Annotated in this window: 25 protein-coding genes; 11 read left to right on the top strand and 14 right to left on the bottom strand. The window is 61.2% G+C overall.

Annotation, left to right across the window (positions count from 1 at the left end):
- The first annotated feature begins 2 nt into the window (after positions 1-2).
- Entirely contained in the window at positions 3-956 is a 954-nt protein-coding gene (locus tag C1949_RS14120; protein ID WP_104739121.1) for a homoserine kinase, read from the top strand.
- Here the strand turns inward: C1949_RS14120 and C1949_RS14115 are convergent, their stop codons facing one another.
- Positions 957-2,393, bottom strand: coding sequence for an NCS1 family nucleobase:cation symporter-1 (locus C1949_RS14115; RefSeq protein ID WP_104739161.1), 1,437 nt, complete (start codon positions 2,391-2,393; stop codon positions 957-959).
- Positions 2,394-2,712: 319 nt separating this feature from the next.
- On the opposite strand from C1949_RS14115, the gene C1949_RS14110 reads away from it, so the two are divergent.
- A complete protein-coding gene (locus C1949_RS14110; RefSeq protein WP_104739120.1) occupies positions 2,713-3,240 on the top strand; it encodes a metal-dependent hydrolase in 528 nt (175 codons plus the stop codon).
- A gap of 9 nt (positions 3,241-3,249) precedes the next feature.
- On the opposite strand, the gene C1949_RS14105 is transcribed toward C1949_RS14110, so the two are convergent.
- Positions 3,250-4,149 (bottom strand): zinc ABC transporter substrate-binding protein ZnuA, encoded by a 900-nt coding sequence (locus C1949_RS14105; protein WP_104739119.1) that lies wholly within the window; start codon positions 4,147-4,149, stop codon positions 3,250-3,252.
- Positions 4,150-4,255: 106 nt separating this feature from the next.
- On the opposite strand from C1949_RS14105, the gene C1949_RS14100 reads away from it, so the two are divergent.
- Genes C1949_RS14100 through znuB form a run of 3 tightly spaced genes read left to right on the top strand, consistent with a single transcriptional unit; the run spans position 4,256 to position 6,295 of the window.
- Positions 4,256-4,750, top strand: coding sequence for a Fur family transcriptional regulator (locus C1949_RS14100; RefSeq protein ID WP_104739118.1), 495 nt, complete (start codon positions 4,256-4,258; stop codon positions 4,748-4,750).
- Complete coding sequence (znuC, locus tag C1949_RS14095; protein WP_104739117.1) at positions 4,747-5,517, top strand: zinc ABC transporter ATP-binding protein ZnuC; 771 nt, start codon at positions 4,747-4,749, stop codon at positions 5,515-5,517. The genes C1949_RS14100 and znuC overlap by 4 nt, the downstream gene beginning before the upstream one ends.
- Positions 5,510-6,295, top strand: coding sequence for a zinc ABC transporter permease subunit ZnuB (gene znuB, locus C1949_RS14090; RefSeq protein WP_104739116.1), 786 nt, complete (start codon positions 5,510-5,512; stop codon positions 6,293-6,295). Before znuC ends, znuB begins: the two co-directional genes overlap by 8 nt.
- 7 nt (positions 6,296-6,302) lie before the next feature.
- Here znuB and C1949_RS14085 read toward each other — a convergent pair whose 3' ends face one another.
- Genes C1949_RS14085 through C1949_RS14065 form a run of 5 tightly spaced genes read right to left on the bottom strand, consistent with a single transcriptional unit; the run spans position 6,303 to position 10,292 of the window.
- On the bottom strand, positions 6,303-6,932 hold the full coding sequence (locus tag C1949_RS14085) for an SCO family protein (protein WP_104739160.1): 630 nt from the start codon (positions 6,930-6,932) through the stop codon (positions 6,303-6,305).
- Positions 6,929-7,834: a heme o synthase gene (cyoE, locus tag C1949_RS14080; protein WP_104739115.1), complete on the bottom strand. Its 906-nt coding sequence runs from the start codon at positions 7,832-7,834 to the stop codon at positions 6,929-6,931. The genes C1949_RS14085 and cyoE overlap by 4 nt, the downstream gene beginning before the upstream one ends.
- Positions 7,835-7,858: 24 nt before the next feature.
- Positions 7,859-8,944 carry a COX15/CtaA family protein gene (locus C1949_RS14075; protein ID WP_104739114.1) on the bottom strand — a complete coding sequence of 362 codons (1,086 nt, stop codon included), beginning with the start codon at positions 8,942-8,944 and terminating at the stop codon, positions 7,859-7,861.
- Positions 8,945-8,947: 3 nt separating this feature from the next.
- The gene (locus tag C1949_RS14070; RefSeq protein ID WP_146040324.1) at positions 8,948-9,550 is read right to left on the bottom strand and encodes a hypothetical protein; all 603 of its coding nucleotides are present in this window, start codon (positions 9,548-9,550) and stop codon (positions 8,948-8,950) included.
- Positions 9,528-10,292, bottom strand: coding sequence for an SURF1 family protein (locus C1949_RS14065; RefSeq protein ID WP_104739112.1), 765 nt, complete (start codon positions 10,290-10,292; stop codon positions 9,528-9,530). The genes C1949_RS14070 and C1949_RS14065 overlap by 23 nt, the downstream gene beginning before the upstream one ends.
- A gap of 52 nt (positions 10,293-10,344) precedes the next feature.
- Between C1949_RS14065 and C1949_RS14060 the strand changes: the two genes are divergently transcribed.
- On the top strand, positions 10,345-10,557 hold the full coding sequence (locus C1949_RS14060) for a twin transmembrane helix small protein (protein ID WP_104739111.1): 213 nt from the start codon (positions 10,345-10,347) through the stop codon (positions 10,555-10,557).
- A gap of 21 nt (positions 10,558-10,578) precedes the next feature.
- On the opposite strand, the gene C1949_RS14055 is transcribed toward C1949_RS14060, so the two are convergent.
- From C1949_RS14055 to coxB, 4 genes are read right to left on the bottom strand one after another with little or no spacing between them, the layout of a single operon-like run.
- Complete coding sequence (locus tag C1949_RS14055; RefSeq protein WP_104739110.1) at positions 10,579-11,466, bottom strand: cytochrome c oxidase subunit 3; 888 nt, start codon at positions 11,464-11,466, stop codon at positions 10,579-10,581.
- Between the two features lie 29 nt (positions 11,467-11,495).
- Positions 11,496-12,062, bottom strand: coding sequence for a cytochrome c oxidase assembly protein (locus C1949_RS14050; RefSeq protein ID WP_104739109.1), 567 nt, complete (start codon positions 12,060-12,062; stop codon positions 11,496-11,498).
- A gap of 15 nt (positions 12,063-12,077) precedes the next feature.
- On the bottom strand, positions 12,078-13,661 hold the full coding sequence (ctaD, locus tag C1949_RS14045; protein ID WP_104739108.1) for a cytochrome c oxidase subunit I: 1,584 nt from the start codon (positions 13,659-13,661) through the stop codon (positions 12,078-12,080).
- Positions 13,662-13,671: 10 nt separating this feature from the next.
- A complete protein-coding gene (gene coxB / locus C1949_RS14040) occupies positions 13,672-14,796 on the bottom strand; it encodes a cytochrome c oxidase subunit II (protein WP_104739107.1) in 1,125 nt (374 codons plus the stop codon).
- A 484-nt stretch (positions 14,797-15,280) separates the two neighbouring features.
- Here coxB and C1949_RS14035 point away from each other — a divergent pair, with 484 nt between their 5' ends.
- Complete coding sequence (locus tag C1949_RS14035; protein WP_104739106.1) at positions 15,281-15,925, top strand: hypothetical protein; 645 nt, start codon at positions 15,281-15,283, stop codon at positions 15,923-15,925.
- A gap of 36 nt (positions 15,926-15,961) precedes the next feature.
- On the opposite strand, the gene C1949_RS14030 is transcribed toward C1949_RS14035, so the two are convergent.
- Entirely contained in the window at positions 15,962-16,228 is a 267-nt protein-coding gene (locus tag C1949_RS14030) for a YheV family putative zinc ribbon protein (RefSeq protein WP_104739105.1), read from the bottom strand.
- Entirely contained in the window at positions 16,225-18,267 is a 2,043-nt protein-coding gene (gene prlC, locus C1949_RS14025) for an oligopeptidase A (protein ID WP_104739104.1), read from the bottom strand. The genes C1949_RS14030 and prlC overlap by 4 nt, the downstream gene beginning before the upstream one ends.
- Before the next feature lie 128 nt (positions 18,268-18,395).
- On the opposite strand from prlC, the gene C1949_RS14020 reads away from it, so the two are divergent.
- From C1949_RS14020 to amt, 4 genes are all read left to right on the top strand, one after another.
- Complete coding sequence (locus tag C1949_RS14020; protein ID WP_104739103.1) at positions 18,396-18,941, top strand: gamma carbonic anhydrase family protein; 546 nt, start codon at positions 18,396-18,398, stop codon at positions 18,939-18,941.
- A 53-nt stretch (positions 18,942-18,994) separates the two neighbouring features.
- Complete coding sequence (locus C1949_RS14015) at positions 18,995-20,065, top strand: GGDEF domain-containing protein (protein WP_104739102.1); 1,071 nt, start codon at positions 18,995-18,997, stop codon at positions 20,063-20,065.
- 142 nt (positions 20,066-20,207) lie between these two features.
- Positions 20,208-21,230: an NADP-dependent oxidoreductase gene (locus tag C1949_RS14010; RefSeq protein WP_104739101.1), complete on the top strand. Its 1,023-nt coding sequence runs from the start codon at positions 20,208-20,210 to the stop codon at positions 21,228-21,230.
- A gap of 264 nt (positions 21,231-21,494) precedes the next feature.
- Positions 21,495-24,884 (top strand): ammonium transporter, encoded by a 3,390-nt coding sequence (amt, locus tag C1949_RS14005; protein WP_104739100.1) that lies wholly within the window; start codon positions 21,495-21,497, stop codon positions 24,882-24,884.
- On the opposite strand, the gene C1949_RS14000 is transcribed toward amt, so the two are convergent.
- Positions 24,881-25,243 (bottom strand): YbaN family protein, encoded by a 363-nt coding sequence (locus C1949_RS14000; protein ID WP_104739099.1) that lies wholly within the window; start codon positions 25,241-25,243, stop codon positions 24,881-24,883. The two genes, amt and C1949_RS14000, sit on opposite strands and share 4 nt — an antisense overlap.
- Positions 25,244-25,279: the final 36 nt, after the last annotated feature.

Raw genomic sequence — 25,279 nt, 5'->3', positions numbered from 1 at the left:
GTATGTCCGTTTTTACCCCGGTCAGCCGCGAGCAGCTGGACGCCTTTCTGGCCGGGTTTGAGGTCGGTCGGCTAATCGACTTTCAGGGCATCGATGGGGGCAGCGAAAACAGCAACTTTTTCGTCAGCTGTACCGGCGGGGAGTTTGTTCTCACCCTGATCGAGCGGGGTGATCCCCAGGCCTTGCCGTTCTTTGTCGAACTGCTCGACTGCCTGCACCAGGCTGGTCTTGCGGTGCCGTATGCCGTCGCTGACCGGCAGGGTAACGCGCTGCATCAACTCAACGGCAAGCAGGCGCTGCTGCAGCCGCGGCTGGCCGGGCGGCATGTCGAACGGCCGGATGCCGCGCACTGTGAAGCAGTTGGTCGCTGGCTGGCGCAGCTGCATGCCGCAACCAGGGCTACCTCTCTGACCCGTCAGAGTGAGCGTGGCCTGGCCTGGATGCGGGCTCAGGCGAGCGAGCAATTGGCGCGCCAGCCCGCATCAACCGTTGCGTTGCTGCAGCCGCTGATTGAATTGATTGGCGGTTGGCAGCAACAGGTGCCGGAGCTGCCCCGGGCTGTCCTGCATGCGGATCTGTTTCGCGACAATGTGATGTTTGACGGCCACCATTTGAGCGGCGTTATCGATTTCTATAACGCCGCCAGCGGCTGGGCACTCTACGATGTCGCCATCGCGGTAAATGACTGGTGTCTGGATCAGGCTGGTGCACTGGAGCCGCGACGCACGCGTGCGTTGCTGGCGGGGTATGCTGCACTGCGCGGCTTTACCCCGACCGAACAGGCGTGCTGGCCTGACATGCTGCGGCTGGCTGCGTTGCGCTTTTGGTTGTCGCGGCAGATCGCGGCAGAGCGTCATGCGGGCCAGGCTGGGGTGCTGGTCAAGGATCCAGGGCACTTTCTGCAACTGCTGCAGCGTCATCAGACGGTCGAGATCAGACTGCCGCTGGCCCTCTAGTCAGCGATGGTTGAGCATCAACAGATAGTGCAGCGCAGCTCCAAGCACGGCGCCAAGCAGCCACGCGTACCCGTGTAGCTGGCTAACCGCAGGGACCCATACCGAGGCGACAGAGAAAATCGATGCGACCGCGAACGCGATCATGGCTTTGCGGTTCCAGCCCTTGCTGAAGTAATAGTCGGTGCCTGGTTGCGCGCTGAACAGGTGCTGCAGGTTCAGGTGCTGCTTGCGAACGAGGTAGTAGTCGGCAACGATGATCCCGTAGAGCGGTGCCAGAATCGCCCCGAGGGTATCGACAAAGGCCGCTACGCCTACCTGGCTGATGAACGCTACCCACAGGGCGCCAATGAAAAAGGCAATGGCTGCTGTGATAAAGCCACCGGTACGTGCGCTGATGTGGGCCGGTGCGAGGTTGGCAATATCGTAGGCGGGCGGGATGAAGTTTGCGACCAGGTTGATGCCAACGGTTGCGGCGAAGAAGGTCAGCGCGGCGATGATCGTCAGGGTGAGGTTGTCGACGCGGGCGATGATGTCGGTTGGGTTGGTCAGCGTCTCGCCGAAGACGACGACGGTACCGGCGGTGATCACCAGCGCTATGATTGAGAAGATCGCCAGACTTACCGGCAGCCCGAGAAGATTGCCGACGGTCATCTGCCTTTCGCTTTTGACGAAGCGGGCAAAGTCGCCATAGTTGATAACCACTGCAGCGAAGTAGGCCACCATGGTGCCGACCACGGCGAAGAAAGCGGCTACCGGGCCTGCCTCATACTCCCCACTACCACTGAAAATGGTACCCAGTTCGGTCAGCAGGCTAGGGCCCGCCTGATACCAGATGATGATCATCAGGGCGATCATCACCAGGTAGACCAGCGGGCCAGCCCAGTTCAGGAAGCGGGTAATCCAGGCCATGCCGCGGACGAACAGCAGCACCTGAAACGCGCAGACCAGGCAGTACGAAATCCAACCGATAGCGGTGATGCCGAGCAGCGTTGGGGCGTCCGCGGCAGGCTCCAGCAGCGCATTGAGCAGCAGCGCGAGCGCGGTCGATGCAAAGTAGGTTTGCACGCCATACCAGAAAATCGCGACGATACCTCGGACCAGAGCCGGGAAGTTGGCACCGCGCACACCCATGCTGGACCGGGCCATAACAGGGAAGGGAATACCGTACCTCACACTTGGTTTGCCGGTCAGCTGGACCAGGCCCATGACGATAAAGCCGGCCAGTACGATGCCGGCGAGCACTGCCCAGCCGCTCAGTCCGTAGGATATGAAGAGTGTGGCGGCGAGGGTATAGCCGAACAGGCTCTGAATATCGTTGGACCACACGTTGAATATCTCGAACCAGCCCCAGTGGCGTTTGCCTGGCGGCAAGGGGGCGAGATCCTCGTTGTGTAGTGTTGGGTCAATGTGCGTGATCTGATAGTCATCGTTGTTCATGGCTGCTGCCTGCATCTTGTTGTGTGCGCCGGTCACGCTGCAGATTCTGTTCCGAAAATCGGCTAGAGCCGACCTTGCGTCGATATCGCAGGTTCAATGGCTGATTGCTGTTTTCAGGTCGATCAGCCACGTATTGTGCACAATTATCTGTGTAATTGTATGCAATTGTTTTGGCGAAGGTGCGGCAGGCGGGTGCCAAGGATGTGCTTGGCCGCCAAGAGAAGGTGGCTTTATACGAAAAGCGAACCAGTCGCGTCAGCGGGAGTCTTAGCGCAGGTAACGATACAATCCCGTGTCGTCGTCCCGGAGTTGCTGTTGCATGCTGATTGCCCACCTGCCATCCGGCTACGTTCTTTCCAGTTACTTGGTGGAGCGTGCGCGCTGTTTGCCCATGCGGCCCTTTTGGCTTCTGATTGCTGGCATGCTGGGCGCCGTCGCGCCGGACTTCGATATGTTCTATTTCCACTTCGTCGATATGGGCATGAAGCACCACCATCGCTACCCAAGTCACTGGCCGTTGCTCTGGCTGGGGCTGATTGCCGGGTCACTGGTGCTGATGCGTTTTCGCAGTAGGTCGGTGGTTAGCTGGCTGGCCCTGACTTTCAGTCTGGGCGGCATGCTGCACGTGTTGCTGGATACGTTGGCCGGGGACATCTGGTGGCTGGCTCCCTTCGTTGACCAACGCTTTGCGCTGGTCACGGTCACCGCCCGTTACAAGCCATGGTGGCTGAACTTCGTCGTGCACTGGGTCTTTCTGGTCGAACTAGCGATCTGCGGCTGGGCGTTTTGGCGCTGGCGCATCAGGCGCAGCTGGATGCCTGATGCGACGGCCGTCGAGGGCCGCTGATCGCGGTTTTTACAGTGACTCCAGGCAGCCTGCCCAACTGCTGGTCAGCGTCTCGAGCAGCTTAATGTAGCCGTCTGCACTGATGGCGACGTTTGCGCCCAACGGATCGAGCTGGGCGGTTTCGACCGGCAGACCTTCGGTCAGGCTGGCAACCAGCCGCGGGGTAAACTGTGGCTCGCTGAACACACAGGCGCGGCCAGCACTGCGTAGCTGTTCGCGCAGGCTGTTGACGTGGCGTGCACCAGGCTGGATCTCGTGGGCCAGGGTAAAGACGCCGCGGTGTTCGATGCCGAGGTACTCTTCCAGGTAGCCATAACCATCATGGAACACGAAGTAAGGCTTGGCCTTGAGCGGCGCAAAACGGGCCTGGAGCTGTTGTTCCACGGTACTGATGCGGGTTTCGAACTGCTGCAGGTTGGCGTCGAGTTGAGCTTGCTGCTCCGGATACAGCGGCGCCAGATCGGTTTTCATCCAGCGGGCGATGGCCAGCGCATTGGTCGGTGACAGCCAGATGTGGGGGTCCAGGTTGTCGGCGTCGTGGTGGTGGTCGTCGTGACCGTGTTCGGCGTGCTCTTCATCGAATTCGCGCAGGCTCAAGCCCGGGACCCTCATCAGCTCGCGTGCCTGCGGATTGTCGTGCAGCAGGCTGTCGAGGAAACGCTCCAGATCGGGGCCGATCCAGTAGATGCGCTCGGCGGTAGCCAGGGCGCGGCGGTCTGAGGGGCGCAGAGCAAAGGCGTGGGGAGAGGCGCCGGGCGGCAGCAACACGGCGGGCTCGTCGATACCGTCGAGCAGGGCGGCGCTGATCTGCTGAATTGGCTTGATGCTGGTCAGCACGCGACTGTCTGCCAGGGCGGAGAACGAGAGCAGCAGACCGGCGGTCAGTGCCAGCAGGGAACGGATCGACATGGGGGAATACCTCGGGAATCAGAACTGTTATATGATAACAGCCCATTGACCTCTGAAACGACCCCCGCCGCCAAACGGCACTGCGGCGCAGCCAGCGAGGCAGACCATGAGCGACTCTCAGCACCTTCCCGATCCCCAGCAACCGCATAATCATGCGCATTGTGTCAGCCATGCACTTTCTGCTGCCGAGCAGGTGTGCGCCCGTGACGGTGCGCGCTTCACCGCACTGCGCAAGCGGGTACTTGAGCTGGTATGGCAGAGCCACAAACCGCTCGGTGCGTACGATATTCTGGAGACCCTGTCGCGCGATGACGGTCGTCGTGCCGCGCCGCCAACGGTATACCGGGCGCTGGACTTTCTGCAGGAGCAGGGACTGGTTCACCGTATTGCTTCGCTGAACGCCTTCATTGGTTGCCCGAGCCCGGAGCATCGCCATCAGGGCCACTTTCTGATCTGCCTGAATTGCCATATCGCGATTGAGCTGGCGCAATCCACTATCAGCGACGCTATTGCCGAGGCTGCTGCGGCGCATGGCTTTAGTGTGAGTAGCGAAACCGTTGAGGTCAGCGGGCTGTGTGCCCAGTGTCAGGCGGCGGCATGAAGGACGAGCTGCTGTCACTCAGCAATGTCAGTCTGCGGCTGAACGCGACCGACGTGCTAGAGGGCGTGAACCTGAGCGTCAGGCGTGGCGAGATCGTCACTCTGATTGGTCCCAATGGCGCCGGCAAGACCAGTCTTGTGCGGATCGTGCTCGGACTGCTCAAGGCGAGCGGGGGCAAGGTCTGGCGACGTTCGCGCCTGCGCATCGGCTATATGCCGCAGAAGCTGCAGATTGATCCGTCGCTGCCACTGACAGTACTGCGTTTTCTGCTGCTGGTGCCTGGAACCAAGCGTCCCGCGGTTGAGGCGGCGCTGGCAGAGGTGGGAGCTGAGCATCTTATTGCGCGGCCACTGCAGCAGGTGTCCGGTGGTGAGCTGCAGCGCATCCTGCTGGCGCGGGCACTGCTGCGCCAGCCCGATCTGCTGGTGCTCGATGAGCCGGTACAGGGCGTCGACGTCAATGGCCAGATCGAGCTGTATCAGCTGATTACCCGACTGCGCGACCGCTATGGTTGCGGCGTGTTGATGGTTTCCCACGATCTGCACCTGGTCATGGCGACCACCAATACGGTGGTTTGCCTTAACCGTCACGTCTGCTGCTCGGGTCATCCCGAGCAGGTCAGCCTCGACCCGGCCTTTGTCGCCATGTTCGGCGAGCAGGCCAGTGCCCTTGCCGTCTACAACCACCATCACGACCACGCCCATGATCTGCACGGCGAAGTAGTGCCCCACGAACACAGCCACGGACCTGACTGCAAGCATGCCTGATTTTCTTGTTTACGCGCTGTTGGCCGGGCTGGCGCTGGCGCTGGTGGCCGGTCCGCTGGGTTCCTTTGTGGTCTGGCGGCGGATGGCCTATTTCGGTGACACGCTTTCACACTCGGCGCTGCTCGGCGTCGCGCTGGGCATGTTGCTGGACATCAATCTGACGCTGGCGGTGACGGTAGGCTGTGTGTTGATCGCGGTGCTGCTGGTCGCCCTGCAGCACAAGGAATGGCTGGCCAGCGATACCCTGCTGGGGATTCTGGCGCACAGTACCCTGTCGCTTGGACTGGTGGTACTGGCGCTGACCGAAAACGTCCGGGTTGACCTGATGGCGTATCTGTTCGGGGATCTGCTCGCCATTAGTCTGAATGAACTCGGCTGGATGCTGGGTGGCCTGATGGTCGTGCTGGTCCTGATGAGTCTGCTTTGGCGCAGTCTGCTGTCGATTACCGTACATGAGGAGCTGGCGCGGGTTGAGGGGTTGCCGGTAACGGCGATCCGGCTTGCCTTGATGCTGCTGATCGCCATCGTCATTGCGGTGGCGATGAAGGTAGTGGGCGTGCTGCTGATTACCTCGCTGCTGATCATTCCGCCAGCGGCGGCGCAGCGTCATGCGCGTACGCCGGAGCAGATGGCATTGGGTGCCAGCGTGCTCGGCATGCTGGCGGTGCTCGGTGGTCTGGCGCTGTCCTGGCAGTTGGATACCCCGGCAGGACCTTCGATTGTGGTCTGCGCAGCGGCGATGTTCATGCTGGCGCTGGCGATCCCTCGCCGCGCCTGACCAGAGCCTATTCCGCGCTCATTATCCGTGGCAGCCACTGGGCCAGTTTGTCGGTGTCCAGAGGCGGCCGGATAAAGCCGACGTAGCGGCCGCTGGGATCAACAATCACCACCTGACCGCTGTGATCGACCAAGTAGTTTTCGCTGCTGGTGTCCGGCTCGATATAGGCGATCGACAGGGCCTTGGCCAGTGTTGCCAACTGCTCTGACTCGCCGGTTGCGCCAGCGAAGCCGGCGTTGAAAAAGTTCAGATAGGTTGCCATCTGCTCCGGCGTGTCGCGGTTCGGATCAACGCTGATAAACGTAACCTGCAGTTGGCTGCGAGCAGTCTCGGGCAGCTTTTGCATCAACTGCCGTAGCTCTGCCAGAGTGGTCGGGCAGATGTCAGGGCAGAAGGTGTAGCCGAAAAACAGCAGGTCCCACTGGCCATTCAGGTTGTCGCGCCCCCAAGGCTGGGCTGCTGCCGATTGCAGGCGGATGTCGGGAATCGGCCTTGGATTGTCGAACAGGTAGATACCTGCCTGTTGCAGTGAGGTGCGATCCAGCGGCGCTGGTTGCATCACCTTGTTGACGACTGCTCCCACTACCAGCGCAATGCTGGCCACGCACACCAGTACGGTTTTCTGTACCCCGGTCAAAGCCATCCAGCCACCTCGATATAGTGGTCCAGCAACAGGGCTACAAATAGCCACAGTAGGTACCACAGTGAATACTTGAAGGTCTTGATGGCCGCGTGCGGACGGCTGTCGCGCAGCAGGGCGATGGCCCAGTCGATAAAGCGCAGGCCCAGCGCCACTGCGGCCACCAGATAGAGCGGGCCGCTCATGTGGATCACGAACGGCAACAGGCTCACAGCGAGCAGGATAAAGGTATACAGCAGAATGTGCAGCTTGGTGTAGTGCTCGCCGTGCGTAACCGGCAGCATTGGAATGTCTACCTTGGCATATTCTGCCTTGCGATGAATCGCCAGGGCCCAGAAGTGCGGCGGTGTCCAGGCGAAGATGATCAGCACAAGCAGTAACCCTTCGGCTTGTATCTGCCCGGTGACGGCGGTCCAGCCAAGCAGCGGCGGAGCCGCGCCGGCGACACCGCCAATGACGATGTTTTGCGGCGTTGCGCGCTTGAGAAAGGCTGTGTAAATCAGTGCATAGCCGAGCAGCGACGCCAAGGTCAGTAACGCCGTGAGCGCGTTGGTCCATGACAGCAGGACCGCCAGCCCGGCGCTGCCGAGCAGGATGGCGAACAGCACTGCGTCCAGCGGCTCGACGCGGCCCTGCGCCAGTGGGCGCCGCTGAGTACGCGCCATATGAATGTCGATCCGGCGGTCGACCACGTGATTCACCGCAGCGGCAGAACCAGCGCACAGGGCGATGCCGAGATTGCCGAGCAGCAGGGTGCTCCAGGGTACTGCCTGCTCGCTGGCCAGTAGCATGCCGATGGCCGAGGTGATGATCATCAGGGCGACGACCTTGGGTTTGGTCAGCTCCAGATAGTCGCGCCAGCCAGCCCTGACCTGCGCCGCGTGAGAGATGCTCGCCATGGTCTGTTCCCCCTGTCGGTACGTTTAGCGCACCTGTGTTGTTGTTCTCGCAGTATGGCTGCCCAGCAGCCGACCCGCCAGCGCGTGCTGTGGTTTGGCTATCAGTTTTACCCGCGCCGGTGCCGGTGCGCGCACCCGGTAGTTGACGGTCAGGGTGCAAAGCAGCAACAAGGCGGCCATGCCATTGTGCGCAACGGCCACTGCTAGCGGCAGCGCTGCCAGTACGTTGGTGATGCCGAGACTGACCTGCGCCATCAGGGCCAGGCACAGCAGGACGGAAAGCCCACGCAGTCGCGCCCGCCAGAGCTGCCAGCCGAGCAGCAGCACAAAGAAAGAGGTCAGCAGCGCACCCAGGCGGTGGGTGAAATGGATGGCGGTGCGCCCCGGTCCTTCCAGCATGCCGCCAAGGTAGTTCGGGCCGATTTCCTGGTGCAGCAGGTTAAACCCGGTGTGAAAATCCATCTCCGGCCACCACTCGCCGTGGCAGGTCGGCAGGTCGATGCAGGCCACTGCCGCGTAGTTGGTACTGGTCCAGCCGCCGAGCATGATTTGCAGGATCACCACCGCCAGCGTCAACTTTGCCAGCGTGCGCAGCCGTACCAGTGCTCGGCTTGGCATGAGCGCTGGCAGGCGACCGGACAGTCGCAACACCAGCAGCAGTAGCAGGCTCAGGGTGGCGAAGCCGCCGAGCAGGTGTGCGGTCACCACCTGTGGCCAGAGCTTGAGGGTAACGGTCCACATGCCGAACAGCGCCTGACACACCACCAGCGCCAGCAGGCCAAGGCACAAACCAGTAGGGTAGTCGGGGTTGCGGCGTTGCCTGATAGCGATCAGCGCCAGGCTGAGAATGACCAGACCGAGTGTCCCGGCGGCGTAGCGGTGGATCATTTCGGCCCAGGCCTTGAAGGCCTCTACCGGGTCGTCCGGGAAGCGCAGCTGCGCTGCCTCCAGCGCATGATCGCTCTGCGGTACGGTCAGAAAACCGTAACAGCCGGGCCAGTCAGGGCAACCGAGTCCGGCGTGAACCAGCCGGGTGTAGGCACCGAGAATCACGACGATAAAGCAGAGTGCGGTCCCTGCCAGAGCGAGTTTGTAGCCCGGTTTGCGCATGGCTCAGCCCACCTTCGAGAGTTTCAGCAATCGCTTGAGGTCATCTAGCAGGTCTTTGCCGGGCTGGCTGTTGCTGTGGTGCAACACTACCCGCCCCAGCGGGTCAACCAGCCATAGCTGTGGACCGATCAACCAGCTGTCGGGCTGAGTCTGCAGGCTGTGCAGGTAGGCGTTGCTGTCGAAGCGGGTGCGCTGGAGCCGAGGGAATGCGGTCTCCAGCCGGGCAAGCTCATCGTCACGCAGGGCAACTGGAGAGGCCAGTACATGCTCAACGCGATCTGCCTCGCGGCCGACGGCCACGTTGATCTGCCGTGCTTCGTGGATCAGCGCCATGCACTCGCGCTCGCAGGCGCCTGTATGCGTCACCACCAGCCGCCAGGGTGCGCCGTAGCCGAGCGGATCCAGCGCCAGCTGCCAGTCGCTAACCTGAACGGCCGGTTCAACCATGGCGGATTTGTTCGAGTGCGCCTGAGGTACGCCGATGCGAAAGTGCGCCATCAGCGCGGCGATCAGAATGGGTACTACGACTACGGCAATCACGGCCAGCAGCTTGAGCTGGCCGCGCGGGCGTTGTCGGGTCTGGTCAGGCTCGGTCAGGCTCATCATTATTATTCCCCCGATGGTCAGGCCGAAAACCGGCCCAGATAAACAGTGTGATCAGCGCTGCGGCAAGGCTGAACCACTGGATTGCATACCCGGTATGGCGGCTGGCGCTCATCGGCAGCGCCGGCCACTCGAGCTGCAGCGCAGCGGTTGAGCCTTCGCCAGTCAGACGGACGCTCCAGTCTTGCAGGGCAATACCGGACTCCTCGCGCAACGCTGCCAGGTCGAGCTGAGCCAGCACACAGGGGCCGCGCTGCGCGTTGCATTGATGATTGCCGGGGCGCCAGCCAGCGCCCTTGGCGGGCAGCTTTTCGGCCAGCAGTTGCAGCTCGCCAGCGGGTGTCGTCACCTGTGGTAGCTGGCGCCGGTCGGGCCAGGCCAGCCAGCCCCGGTTGACCAGCAGCCAACGGCCACTGGTGTCTTGGAAGGCCTGCAGGACCTCGACACCGGCGCGCCCGTCACGGGTCCGGTTGTCGAGCAGCCAGATATGCCGAGGGTCCAGTTGGCCGCGTAGAATCAACGGCTGCCAGTCGGACGGCTGCGTCTGCGCGAAGGCTGCGACTGGCCGTGCCGGGGTCTGATGCAGGGCATCAATCGACGCCTGCATGGCGCGCTTTTCCGTCGCCCGCTGCAGTTGCCAGCTGCCAAGGCCGAGCAACACCGGCAGCAGAAGCAAGGTGAACAGCCAGAGCGGCCAGCCTGGCGCGAAACGCCGGCCGCGCAGGGAGGACTCAGCAAGCAGCATGGTCTGCCCTCGCTATACTGGAGCCGACCATAACAACAAGAAGGGGACGGCCATGTGGCTCAAATTGGCCATTTTGATCCTGCTGGTGCTGATTGTGATCAGTCTGTTTAGCGGGCTGTTTTTCCTGATGAAGGACAGTGACGGGAGCGGACGACTGGTTACCGCCCTGAGCGTGCGCATCACCCTGACGATCCTGCTGGTAGGCCTGATCGCCTGGGGCTTCTGGTCGGGCAACCTGGTCTGGAATACGCCCTGGCTGCATTGAAAACATGCGCGCCCGCATTGCTTAGAAGATGTATACGAAGATGAACAGGCCGACCCAGACTACATCTACGAAGTGCCAGTACCAGCTGGCCGCCTCGAAGCCGAAATGATGTTGGGGCGTGAAGTGGCCTTTGGTGATGCGGATCAGCATGATCGCCAGAATCAGCGTGCCCATGGTGACGTGGGCGCCGTGGAAACCGGTCAGCATGAAGAAGGTCGCGCCGTAAATGCCGGAGTTCAGGGTCAGCCCCAGGTCGTGATAGGCGTGCTGGTATTCCAGCGCCTGAAGTATCAGAAACGCGGTGCCCAGCGCCACCGTCAGACCAAGCCAGACTTTGGTGGCGGCCCGTTTGTCAGCCCGTAAGGCATGGTGGGCGAAGGTCACCGTCACGCTGGAGGAGATCAGCAGGATGGTGTTGAGCAGCGGCAGTTGCCAGGCACTGATCACCTCTTTCGGGCCGGGGAAGGCAGCCGGATCGGGGTTGACCATCAGCGGCCACTGGAAGCTGAACTCCGGCCACAGCATGTTGGCAACGCCCTTGTCACCTTCGCCGCCGAGCCACGGGCCGGCGAAGGTGCGCACGTAGAACAGGGCACCGAAGAACGCGGCAAAGAACATCACTTCGGAAAAGATGAACCAGCCCATGCCCATTCGGAACGAACGATCCATCTGCGCGCTGTAGAGCCCCTCGCGGCTTTCCTTCACAACGTTGCTGAACCAGCCGAACATCATGTAGGCAATGGTCAGGGCGCCGGCAAAGAAGATCCATTTACCTAGGCTGCCACCAGCACCTGCGGTATCGCCATTCATCATGCTGCCGCCGCCAAAGACGGTCAGTAGCAGGCCGACCGAGGCTATGATCGGCCACTTGCTCTGTGCCGGGACATAATAGGTTTCGTGATTGGCCATCTGTTGTTCTCCTTATCCGGCAATCGTGCTCAGTGAGCCTGGGCTGACGCGCTCGCCAGCTTGTCAGGCATCCGCTCCGAAACATCAAACAGGGTGTAGGCCAGAGTCAGGTGTTTCACGTCGACTGGCAGGGCCGGGTCGACAATGAAGCGCACCGGCATCTCCACGCTTTCCCCCGGTTGCAACACCTGCTGGGTAAAACAGAAGCATTCGGTCTTGTGAAAAAAAGCAGCGGCCTTGGATGGCGAAACGCTGGGAATGGCTTGCGCTACCATCGGCCGGTCAGTCGGGTTGTGGGCATAGAACAGCATCTCGCGGGTTTCCCCCGGATGCAGGCTCAGTTGCTCAGCATTCGGACTGAAGTCCCAGGACATGCCCTGCGCCCGGGTCGTGACGAACTGCACCCGCAGCGTTCGGCTGTCGTCGATGTGCTCCACTTCCTGCTGATAGGCGGTGCCGCTGGTCTTACCGTTGATGCCCAGGGCATCGCACATCACGTCATACAACGGCACCATCAGAAAGCCGAAGGCAAACATGCCGACCACGGTCAGAACCAGACGCATGACTACCGGTTTGTTGGACTGCTGCTCGCTCATGGCCAGCGCCTCCGCTCATTTCACCTCGGGTGGGGTGGTGAAGGTGTGATAGGGCGCAGGTGACGGCACCGTCCACTCCAGCCCTTCGGCGCCCTCCCACGGGTTGGCTGCTGCCTTCTTGCCACCCTTGATGCACTTGATGACGATGAACAAAAACAGCAACTGAGTAACCCCGAACATGAAGGCACCAATCGACGACAGCATGTTGAAGTTGGCGAACATCACGTTGTAATCGGGAATCCGCCGGGGCATCCCGGCCAGACCGACAAAGTGCATCGGGAAGAACGCCAGGTTCATGCCGATGAAGCTCATCCAGAAATGGGTCTTGGCCAGCGTCTCGTCGTACATGTGGCCGGTCCACTTGGGCAGCCAGTAGTAAGCCGAGGCGAAGATGCCGAAGATCGCACCCGGCACCAGCACGTAGTGGAAGTGTGCGACAACAAAATAGGTGTCGTGATACTGGAAGTCGGCCGGCGCAATCGCCAGCATCAGGCCGGAGAAACCGCCGATGGTGAACAGGATGACGAAGGCCACGGCGAACAGCATGGGCGCTTCAAAGGTCAGCGCGCCGCGGAACATGGTGGTCACCCAGTTGAATACCTTCACCCCGGTCGGGACGGCGATCAGCATGGTGGCGTACATGAAGAACAGCTCGCCGGTAATCGGAATACCGACGGTGAACATGTGGTGCGCCCAGACGATAAACGACAGGAAGGCGATCGACGCGGTGGCGTAGACCATCGAGGTATACCCGAACAGCGGCTTGCGGCTGAATGTCGGGATGATCTGGCTGACCGCACCGAACGCCGGCAGGATCATGATGTAGACCTCGGGATGGCCGAAGAACCAGAAAATGTGCTGGAACATGACCGGGTCGCCGCCGCCGGCCGCATTGAAGAAACTGGTACCGAAGTGGATGTCCATCAGCATCATGGTCACCACGCCGGCCAGTACCGGCATGACGGCGATCAGCAGGAAGGCGGTAATCAGCCAGGTCCAGACGAACAGCGGCATCTTCATCAACGTCATGCCGGGGGCGCGCAGGTTGAGGATGGTCGCGATGATGTTGATTGCGCCCATGATCGAGCTGATGCCCGCCAGGTGAATGGCGAAGATGAAAAAGGTGACGCTGGGCGGCGCGTAGGTGGTCGACAGCGGTGCATAGAAGGTCCAGCCGAAGTTCGGGCCGCCCCCTTCCATGAACAATGTCGATACCAGCAGCCCGAAGGCCATCGGCAGCAGCCAGAAGCTGAAATTGTTCATCCGCGGCAGGGCCATGTCTGGCGCGCCGATCATCAGGGGAATCATCCAGTTAGCTAGGCCGACGAAGGCGGGCATGACCGCGCCGAACACCATGATCAGGCCGTGGGTGGTGGTCATCTGGTTGAAGAACTCGGGCTGCACCAGCTGCAGGCCCGGCTGGAACAGTTCGGCACGAATGACCATGGCCATCGAGCCGCCGAGCAGGAACATGGCAAAGCTGAACCACAGGTACATGGTGCCGATGTCCTTGTGGTTGGTCGTCAGCACCCAGCGCATCAGGCCCTTGGCCGGACCGTGGGCATGGTCGTGGTGATGGGTATCGATCACAGCACTCATGGCAGGTCTCCTATTGGCCTTCTTTGGCTTTCAGCACATCGACGGGGGAGAGCATTTCGCCGGTGTCGTTGCCCCAGGCGTTGCGCTCGAAGGTGATCACGGCAGCGACGTCGACTTCAGACAGCTGCTTGCCGAAGGCTGCCATGGCGGTGCCGGGCCGCCCGTGCAGTACTACATTCAGGTGCTCTGCCATGTCCTGGGTAACGACGGGGCTGCCCTTGAGGGCCGGGAACATCGGAGGTAGGCCTTCGCCGTTGGGTTGGTGGCAGGAGGCGCAGGCGGTGGCGTAGACTTTTTCGCCGCGCTCGACCAGCTCTGCCAGCGTCCAGTCTTTCTCGCGCAGTTCGGCCTCTCTGGCGGCCGCTGCTTTCTGCTCTGCCAGCCAGGCATCGTATTCATCCTGTGGCAGCACCTGTACCACCACCGGCATGAAACCGTGGTCCTTGCCGCACAGTTCGGTGCACTGACCGCGATAGATGCCGGGCTCTTCAACCCGGGTCCAGGCCTCGTTGATAAAGCCGGGGATGGCGTCTTTCTTGACTGCGAAATCAGGTACCCACCAGGAGTGGATAACGTCGGAGGCGGTCACCAGGAAGCGCACCTTCTTGCCGACCGGGATAACCAGTGGATTGTCGACTTCCAGCAGGTAATCGGGGCTCTTGGCGCTGACGTTGGTGATTTCATCCCGGGGCGTGGTCAGGGTGCTGAAGAAGCTGACCCCTTCGTTCACGTACTGGTATTGCCAGCGCCATTGATAACCGGTGACCAGAATATCGACGTCGGCTTCGTCAGCATCGTAGATATCGATCAGGGTTTTGGTGGCCGGAATCGCCATGACGATGAGGATGACCAGCGGAATGACCGTCCAGAGAATTTCCACGCCGACGTGCTCGTGGAAGGTAGCCGGTTTGCTGTCCTCGGATTTGCGATGCATCAGCATCGACCAGAACATCACACCGAACACCACGATGCCGATGACCACGCAGATCCAGAAGATGGTCATGTGCAGATCGAACACGGACTGACTGACTTCAGTGACGCCCCGCCGCATGTTGACACCCCATTCGGCCTGAGCCGACAGGCCAAGCGCGGACAGGGACAGGCCAACTGGCCAGGTGATTGCAGCTCGCAACATTCCCGGTTCCCCTTTATTGTTTTTATCGCTTCCGGTGCACGAACAGGGGGTATCAAGCAAAACACTGCGCAGATACCGAGGCAGGCTGCTGAAAAAAGGTCTGAACTGCCCGGGTCTTGCGCTGGCTGTCTCGATCACGTTTTTCAACGGCCTGCTCTAACCGCAGGATGGGCAGCGCGAAGATCGCGTTGAGTCACCCCCGGCCGGAACTCCCCCACAGGCTACCGACATGTCGAGTATAGACAGGGGTTTTACCTTCGCAATGTTGTGCCTCTATTCGGCGATCTGGCTGGGGGCCAGGCGCAGTGAGGGCTGCCGGCAGGGGCGTTTGCAGGCCGGCTGTTTTATTACAATTTGGTCTAATGACTTGGGGTGAGCCACTTTGACGGAATGGCAGGCCTCTGCTAGCTTTCCGTAAATGCGAATGATATCAATCTGCTGTTGCCCCGCTTGCAGCATTTAGCCGTCGTTGTGGAGCGTAAAAATGAATATAACTGGCCTGAAAAGCCGTATTGCCGATGCTATGGCGCAACCGGACTCGGTCGCGGGCATGCGGCGCTGGCTGGCGTCCCGGGTTCCGGCGTTACACCCCGCCATTCGTCTTGAGAATGACCAGATCGATACCCTGCAGAGTTTTGCCCAGGCTTATATCGAGCAGGTTCCGGATGTGCTTGAGGCCGCTGCTGCGGTGGCCCAGTCAGCCCGGCTGCGTGAACGCATCCTGCCGGTTTTGAAGGTGGCTGAGGCCTTTTTGCTGCAGCCGCCGGACCTGCCGAGCGAGCATAAGGGGTTGATTACGCTGTTGGATGAGGCCTATCTGGCGCACCGTCTGGTCGAAGAGGTCAACGATCGCTACGTTGCCAATGGCATCGCCCCGCTGATTCCGATGGATATCACGCGGGCCAATCTGATCGTGCACCAACTGCTGGGGGATGCTTTTGCCAACAAGTTGGATCTGGCGGTGGAAGCGGCGGTCGCCGGCCTGTTGCCGGACGATCTGTTCCAGTCGCCCGCCTTTAAGGCCTATCAGGCCGAGCAGGACCCTGACAGAGTACGTGAGCTATGGTCGCAATGGTCCTGCATGTCACGGCAGTTGGGCGTTGATATCGAACTGCGTGGTGCGGCCTGAGGGCGACCGGCTCGGCAGGCCGAGCCGGTCGTCTGGTTAGTCTTTTTTCTTCAGCCGCGGGTTTGGAAAGAACTGCACGGTCTGCGAAGTTGGCTTGGCGGGTGCCTTGCGGGTTTCGTTGACGCGGGTGGTGAGCTCTTTCGGAACCGAGTTGCCGCGGGCATCCAGAGTGTCGGCGTAGCCGCATTTGACACATTCGCGGTGGGGTACGCCGTCCTCTTCGTACATTCTGATGCTATCCATTGCGCTGCACGCCGGGCAGACGGCCCCGGCGATGAAGCGTTTGATCGGGCCTTGGTTCATGCTGCTTCTCCGGTCAGGCCCGAGTGGCGCAGCAGCGGGTCGATTGACGGCTCGCGGCCACGGAAGGCCACGAACAGCGCCATCGGTGCCTCGCTGCCGCCTCGGGCAAGGATGTTGTCGCGGAAGGCGCGGCCGGTTTCGGCGTTCAGCACGCCTTCCTCCTCGAAGCGCGAGAAGGCATCAGCCGACAGCACTTCTGCCCACTTGTAGCTGTAGTAGCCCGCCGCATAGCCGCCAGCGAAGATGTGGCTGAAGCCATTCTGGAAGCGGTTGAAGGACGGCACCTTGATGACCGCAATCTCCTCACGCACTTGATCCAGCACCTGCTGCACGCTCAGTTCGGGCTGCTTGCGCACATGCAATTCAAAGTCAAACAGCGAGAACTCGATCTGGCGTAGCATGCCCAGGCCGGACTGGAAGTTCTTGGCCGCCAGCATCTTGTCCAGCAGGTCCTGCGGCAGCGGCTCGCCGGTTTCATAGTGGCTGGAGATCAGCGCCAGACCTTCCGGCTCCCAGCACCAGTTTTCCATGAACTGGCTCGGCAGCTCGACCGCGTCCCAGGCCACGCCGTTGATGCCGCTGGCGGAGGCGTAGTTGACCCGGGTCAGCAGGTGATGCAGGCCGTGGCCGAACTCGTGGAACAGGGTGGTTACTTCGTCGTGGGTCAGCAGTGCCGGCTTGCCGCCAACCGCTGGCGTGAAGTTGCAGACCAGATAAGCGATGGGGCGCTGCAGAGCGCCGTCGGGCAGCAGGCGGCGGTCACGGCAGCCGTCCATCCAGGCGCCGCCGCGCTTGTTGCCGCGGGCATAGAGGTCGAGGAAGAAGCGGCCGATGACTTCGCCCTGCTCGATGACCTTGAACAGGCGCGCGTCCTTGTGCCAGCGTTCGAACTCGGCGACCTCACGCAGCTCGATGCCGTACAGCTTCTGGACGATAGCGAACATGCCGTTGATCACGGTGTCGATCGGGAAGTAGGGACGCAGCATTTCCTGCGAGATGGCGTAACGCTGCTGGCGTAGTTGCTCGCTGTAGTAGCCGACGTCCCAGGGCTGCAGGTCATCGCACCCCTGTTCGGCAGCAAAGGCGCGCAGTGCGGCCAGATCCTGTTCGGCAAAGGGTTTGCTGCGCTCGCCCAAGTCACGCAGGAAGCCAAGAACCTGATCGGTGCTTTCGGCCATCTTGGTTGCCAGCGACAGCTCGGCGTAGTTGGCAAACCCCAGCAGCTCAGCCAGCTCCTGACGCAGCAGCAGAATCTCGTCGATGATCGGGCCGTTGTCGAACTGACCAGCGTTCGGACCCTGGTCGGAGGCGCGGGTGCAGAAAGCGGTGTAAACCTCCTGGCGTAGCGCCCGGTCCGAGGCGTAGGTCATCACCGGGAAGTAGCTCGGAAACTCCAGAGTGATCAGCCAGCCGTCCAGCTCGCGGGCTTCAGCGGCCTGTTTGGCCTGCGCCAGGGCGGACTCCGGCAGGCCATCGAGCTGGCTCGCATCGGTGATGTGTTTGGTCCACGCCTGGGTGGCGTCGAGCACCTGGTTGGAGAAGGTGCTCTGCAGCTCGGACAGGCGCATCTGCAGCTCGCCGTAGCGTTTTTGCTGCTCTGGCGGCAGGGCAATACCGGACAGCTTGAAGTCGCGCAGCGCGTGCTCAAGGATGGTCTGCTGGGCGGTGTCCAGTGTGGCGAACTCGTCGCTGGAGGCGAGCTGCTGGTAGGCCTCAAACAGCGCCTGATTCTGCCCCATCTCGGTGTAGTACTGGCTCAGCAGCGGCAGGCAACTTTCATAGGCTTCACGCAGCTCGGGGCTGTTCATGACCGCGTTGAGATGGCTGACCGGCGACCAGGCACGGCCCAGACGCTCACCCATGTCATCCTGTGGCTCAATCAGGTTGGCCCAGGTCCACTGCGCTGGCGGGTTGGCCAGCAGGGCATCAAGCTGTGCACGGTTGTCGGCCAGAATCTGCTCGATGGCCGGTTTGACGTGTTCGGCACGGATCTCGGCAAAGGGCGGCAGATCGTAGGGTTGCAGCAGCGGATTGGGCATGGCGGGTATCCTGATTCGGGCGATGACTTACAATGCGTCCATGGTAATCGACGCGGACGCGCTTGGCATCGTAACGGTGTTAGTTGTTTTCAATGACGGCGATAGCCGCAAATTTCAAGGGTAAGACAATGAACGTACGTGGATTCAGGGACTGGCAGCCGGTGCTTGGCGACCGGGTATTTGTTGACCCGTCGGCGGTGGTGCTGGGCAATGTGCAGCTTGGCGATGATTGCTCGGTCTGGCCCGGCGCGATCATCCGCGGCGATATGCACAGCATTCGCATCGGCGACCGCACCAGTGTGCAGGACGGCAGCGTACTGCATATCACCCACGCTGGTCCGTTCAATCCGGACGGTTATCCGCTGAATATCGGCGATGACGTGACCATTGGCCACAAGGTGCTGCTGCACGGCTGCAGCATCGGTAGCCGGGTGCTGGTCGGCATGGGCAGCATTGTCATGGATGGTGCGGTGGTCGAAGACGAGGTGATCATCGGTGCCGGCTCTCTGGTGCCGGCCAACCGTACGCTGGAAAGCGGATACCTCTACATGGGCAGTCCTGCCAAGCAGGTGCGGGCGCTGACCGACAAGGAACGGGCGTTCTTCACCTACTCGGCGGCCAACTATGTTCGCCTGAAGGATCAGCATCTGCTGGAAAACTGGGCCTCCAGTTGAGACGCCCTTCGCTATACTGCACCGCTACGGACGTTTAGCGGGCAGGCAAGCCAGTGGATTCAGAGCACGATACACAGCGACAAGCGGGAACCGGGCTCGAGGATTCGGCGAGGCGGTCACTACTGCGGCTTATTTTTGCCTGCACCGGCTGGGTGCTGTGCGGTTTTGCCCTGCTGCAGTTTCGCAATGACAACCCGATACTGGCCGTACTGGAAATTCTCGTCGGCCTGTTCCTGCTCTGGTCGGCCTGGAATATTACCCGGGTTCGCTGGCTGACCCCCTGGATCTACGGCTACCTGCTGCCGACCTTCTGCTTTCAGCTCTACATCATGTTGATGCCTAATGCCTCGGTCACCGCGTTTGTCTGGGTATACATGGTGCCGGTGCTCGCCTATCTGCTGCTTGGACGTCGGGCTGGCTTGCTACTCTCGATTCCCTTCATGGTTGCGGCGTTGTTGCTTTACCTCTGGCGTTATGCGAATCCCGAGTCGGCTGCCGGACTGATCGATATTGGCAATGCCGTCGTCTGCGGTCTGATGATTCTGCTGTTTGTGCATTTCTATGAGGGCAGGCGTGCGCTGGCGCAACGCTCACTGCAGCTCATGGCAGAAACGGATGGGCTGACTGGTGTGCTCAACCGCGCTCGCTTCCATCAGCTGTTTGCCCAGTGCATCGAGCAAAGCCAGCGCAGCAGCGATGCTTTTGCCCTGGTGCTGCTGGATGTCGATCACTTCAAGCAGGTCAATGATAGCTGGGGTCATGAGGCCGGTGACCGTGCTCTTCAGCACCTGTGTCGGGTGCTGGGGCAGCGCTTGCGCAGCGATGATGTTATTGGACGGCTGGGTGGCGAGGAGTTCGGACTGGTGTTGCGTAACACCGACGCGGTTGCCGCCGAGCAATTGGTGCAGACGCTGTGCCAGCAGCTTGAACGTACGCCGTTGCTCTGGCAGGGCCAGCCGCTGCCGATTACTGCTACTTTTGGGGTTGCCTGCTGGCCCCGTGACGCCAGCGATGCCGCCGGGCTCTACCGCTGCGCCGATCAACGGCTCTATCGCGGCAAGGCCTACGGCCGCAACCGGGTGGTCAGTTCCGGCGGAGCGTTAGTGGTCAGTGATATTGCCTGAGTGCGTTTCGGCCTACGGATTGGCAGGCAATCAGGTCTGTGAATAGTAGGTCTGCCGGGTCTGGTAGTCGTCCCGGTTCGTTTATGATCCGGGAGTTCGCGGAGTTTTCCGCCCATTCATCCATTTATGCAAGAGGCATCTCATGTCTGCTCATATCAACCGCAAGATCGTGCTCAACAAGCGTCCGCAGGGCGAAATTCAGGATGGTGACCTGGTTCTGAAGGAGGAGCCGGTTCGCGAGCTCAAGGATGGCGAGGTTCTGATCAAGACCCTGTGGCTGTCGCTTGACCCCTACATGCGTCCGCGCATGAATGACAGCAAGGGTTACATGGATCCGATTGAAATCGGTGCGCCGATTGTCGGCGAGAGCGTTGGCCGGGTGGTTGAGTCGAAGTCCGATAACTACGCCGTAGGTGACGTGGTTACCGTCTATTCCGGCTGGCAGGAATACTGCATCATTCCAGGCAACGCCGAGATGGTTTACAAGATCAAGGATCAGGGCGTACCGCTGCAGACCTACCTGGGCGTGGCCGGCATGCCGGGCCGTACCGGTTACTGCGGCCTGATGTACGTGGGTAAACCCAAGGCGGGCGAAACCGTCGTGGTTGCCGCAGCGTCCGGCCCGGTCGGCACTGTGGTTGGCCAGACTGCTAAGCAGGAAGGTTGCCGTGTTGTCGGTATCGCCGGTGGCCCGGAGAAGTGCCGCTATGTGGTTGAAGAGCTGGGCTTTGACGCCTGCATCGACTACAAGGCCGGCAACCTGGATGCGGACCTGGCAGCCGCTTGCCCGAACGGCATTGACGTGTACTTCGAAAACGTCGGTGGCGAGGTGGCCAAGGCGGTGGCCAAGCTGATCAATCCGGGTGCTCGCGTGCCGATCTGTGGTTATGTATCGGCCTATAACGCCGAAGACCAGAGCAAGGTCGAAACGCCGTTCCATATCTTTGGTGCGCTTGATCCCAAGCCGGAACACCGCTTCTTCCTGGTCACCGAGTGGCAGGACAAGCACCAGGAGATCACCGCGCTGCTGGCTGAGCAGGTGGCTTCCGGCAAGCTGAAGTACAGCGAGACCGTGGCTGAAGGCCTGGAGAATGCCGTTGAGGCGTTCAAGGGCATGCTCAAAGGCAAGAACTTTGGCAAACAACTGGTGCACATCGCCGACTGATTTGCTGTTACCGCCATTTCGGGTGCTCAAGCGCCCGAAATGGCGCACTAGCTTCCCATCCTCTGCCCGTTTCGGGCCCTGCACTGACGCCTTGCTGGTTGCACGTTTACCACCAGTTCGGCGAATTTTGGTACAAAACCTGCATCTGTCTGCACTATCCTGAGCCGCATAGCGCGAAGTCGCCCAATCGCTGCACTGATCGGGTGCACGGCCTGAACCGCTGCGCTATCAAAGTGCCAGTTAGCAAATGGAACAGGTGTCCCCATGCCCATCCCGATGATTGATGTTCTGTGGTTGGTGTTGTGTGCCGGCCTGGTGTTCAACATGCAGATTGGCTTTCTGTGTCTGGAGTCGGGGCTGACCCGCAGCAAGAACGCGATTAACGTCGCGGTCAAGAACATGGCCGACCTGAGCGTGGCGGTGTTCTGCTACTGGCTGTTTGGTTTTGGGCTGATGTTTGGCGGCAGCGCTGGTGGCTGGTACGGCGAAGGTTTCTCCATGCTGCCGTTTTCCGATACCTGGCATTCGGCGTTCTTTCTGTTTCAGGCGATGTTCTGCACCACGGCGGCAACCATTGTTTCCGGCGCGGCGGCCGAGCGCATGCGCTTTTCCTCCTACCTGTTGGTGACCTTGGTCATCGCTGGTTTTATCTACCCGCTGTTCGGCCACTGGGCCTGGGGCGGCGTGTTTGCTGACGGGCTGGGCTGGCTGGCCGAGCGCGGCTTTGTCGATTTTGCTGGCTCCACCGTGGTGCACGGTGTAGGTGGCTGGGTGGCGCTAGCGGTAATTCTGATTCTGGGGCCGCGTCAGGGCCGCTTTGATCAGGACCGGGATGGTCGCAGCATGCCGGGCTCCAACCTGCCGCTGGCGATGCTGGGCGCGTTGATGTTGATGTTCGGCTGGTTCGGCTTCAACGGCGGCAGCACCCTGAGCTTTGACGGTCGGGTACCGGGCATCATTGCCAATACGGTGCTGGCTGCGATTGCCGGGACGCTCGGTGGCATGGTGATGTCCTGGCTGCGCTGGCGGCTGGTGGATCCGGTCTATCCGCTCAACGGCATGATTGCCGGCATGGTCGCGGTGACCGCCGGTGCGCATGTGGTCGATGCGCCGTCTGCGTTCTTTATCGGCCTGATTGGTGCGGTCGTAATGTATCTGGCGGATCGGCTGCTGCTCCGGCTGCAGATCGATGATGCGGTCGGTGCCGTGCCTGTGCACCTGGCCAGTGGTATCTGGGGTACGCTGGCGGTCGCGCTGTTTGCTGACCTGACGGCGCTGGGTACCGGGCTGACGCGTACCCAGCAGTTCATCGCCCAGCTTGAGGGTATCGTGGTGGCCGGGCTGTGGGCCTTTGGTCTGACCTGGCTGCTGCTGCGGGCGGTCAATCGCTTCTGGCCAATGCGGGTCACGCCGGAGGAAGAGCTGGCCGGTCTGAATGTGTCTGAGCATGGCGCACGAACCGAGCTGATTGAGCTGCTGGAGGCGATGGCCGCGCATCAGCGCGACGGCCATTTCGAGCGCGATGTGCCGGTTGAGCCCTTTACCGAAGTGGGCCAGATCGCAGCGCAGTACAACAAGGTCATCCATGCCCTGCGGCGTGCGGTTGGGGTGACCCAGAGCATCATTCGCGACATCCGCGATGGCGTGGTTACCTGCAACCGGGATGGGATCTTGGCGACCTGCAACCCTGGTGCCGAACGGCTGTTCGGGCTGCCAGCCGGTGCGCTGATCGGGCAGCCGATGGCGCGCCTGGTGGCGGAGCGCGACTGGTCCGGCCTGCCGTTGCCGGAAGCCGGCAGTGAGATCAAGCAGGAAGTGCTGTTCAGCCGTAGTGAGCATGACCAGTTCGTTGCCGAGCTGACCGTCAGCAGCGGCTCGTTGGAGGATGAGCTTTACACCTGCATGATTCGCGACATCACCGAGCGCCGACGTATCGAGCAGCAGCTGTTCCAGGAAAAGATGCTGGCACAGGTGACGCTGGCTTCCATCGGTGACGGGGTCATCACCACCGGGCCGGACGCCCGGGTTCGCTATCTCAATCCCGTCGCCGAGCAGCTTACCGGCTGGCGCGAGTCGGAGGTGGTTGGCAAACCGTTGGATGAGGTCTATTGCCTGTTTGACGAAAGCACCGGGGAAAGGCTACTCAATCCGGTCAGTGCCCTGCTGCGCCGTTATCGACAGGCGCTTAGCCGCAAGGCTGGCGGGATGAATCAACTGCGTCGCCGCGACGGTAGCGAGGTCACGGTGCAGGATGCGGTGGCGCCGATTCGCGACGCTGAAGGGCACATCATTGGGGCCGTACTGACCTTCCGCGACGTCACTGTGAATCGACGGCTGGCGCTGGAATTGTCGCATCAGGCCGCCCATGACACCCTGACCGGGCTGGTCAACCGCAAGGAATTTGAACGCCGGGTTGGCCAAGCGCTGCAACGCGGGCCGGGTCAGCGAGGCGATCAGGTGTTGTGCTACATGGACCTTGATCAGTTCAAGATCGTCAACGATACCTGTGGCCACGCCGCCGGCGATGAGCTGTTGCGTCAGTTGGCCAAGCTGTTTCAGTCGCATATTCGCAGTTCCGACGTGCTGGCACGGCTGGGTGGTGACGAATTCGGGCTGCTGCTCAGCGGCTGTACGCTGGAAGAAGCCATTCCGGTCGTTGATGGCATCCGCGCACTGGTGGAGGAGTACCGTTTCAGCTGGGAAGGCAAGACGTTTGCCGTCGGGGTGAGTATTGGACTGGTGCAAATCGAGGAGCAGGTGGCCAGCCTGGATGTATTGCTCAGTGCCGCAGACAGCGCCTGCTATGCGGCCAAGGACGCCGGCCGCAACCGTATTCACCTGTACCAGGCTGACGACGCTCAGATGCAGGAGCGGCGGGGTGAAATGCAGTGGGTCAACCGCCTGCGCCAGGCCTTGGACTCTGACTTGTTGAGGCTGTATGTGCAGCCGATTCACGCCATCAGTGAGCAGAACATGTTGCCCGGCTACGAAGTGCTGGTTCGTATGCTGGGTGAGGATGGGCAGGCCATCCCCCCCGGTGCCTTCATGCCTGCGGCCGAGCGCTATGATCTGGCATCGGCGATTGATCGCTGGGTGGTGGGTAATTTTCTGGCTTGGCTGGGGGACTACAACCGCCGTCAGGGTGGGCCGGTGAGCAGCTACTCGATCAACCTGTCGGCGGCCTCGATTGGCGAAGAGAGCTTTCTGGAATATGTGCTCGAAACTATCGAGCGCCATCAGGTTCCGCCCCAACTGGTGTGCTTTGAAATCACCGAAACCAGCGCTATTGCCAACCTGAACAAGGCCATTGCGTTCATGCGGCGGCTCAAGGACATCGGTTGTCAGTTTGCGCTGGATGACTTCGGCTCGGGGCTATCGTCGTTCGCCTATCTCAAGTCGTTGCCGGTGGATTATCTGAAAATCGACGGCGTTTTTGTCAAAGATATCGTGGCCGATCCCATCGCCCGCGCGATGGTTGCCTCAATCAACACCATCGGCCATGAAATGGGGCTGCAGACGGTGGCAGAGTTTGTCGAAAACGAAGAGATTCTGGATCAGCTACGCGAGCTTGGCGTGGATTACGCTCAAGGCTATCACCTTGGTCGCCCGCAGCCTTTGAGCGAGCTGGATGGGGTGCGGATGATGCCGCGCTAGCGCGGTGCCGGCTCCGGTCGACGCCAGAGCCAGCCAGCAACGCAACAGAGGAACAGCGGTAGCGCCCAGCGCAGCCAGTCCGGCGAAGGCAGTAGCCAGATCATCAGCACACTGCTCAGCATCAGCAGGCTCGCAGCCCATTTGGCACGGCGTGGCACCGCGCGGTGCTCGCGCCAATCGCGTATCAGTGGGCCGTAGTGCGGGTGCAGCAGCAGGCGCGCTTCCAGCTCAGGCCAGCCGCGCCCTGCTGCCCAGGCAGCGACCAACAGGAAGGGGGTTGTCGGCAGTCCCGGGACGACTACACCGATTGCGCCGAGGGTAACGCACAGCGAGGCCAGTGAGCGCCAGAACCAGATCATCGGATGACCTGCAGGCTGGAGGGGTGTTGATGGAGC

It is taken from the genome of Halopseudomonas oceani (assembly GCF_002903165.1).
GTDB classification, from domain to species: Bacteria; Pseudomonadota; Gammaproteobacteria; order Pseudomonadales; family Pseudomonadaceae; genus Halopseudomonas; species Halopseudomonas oceani.
This window is presented reverse-complemented; position numbering and strand designations above follow the sequence as displayed.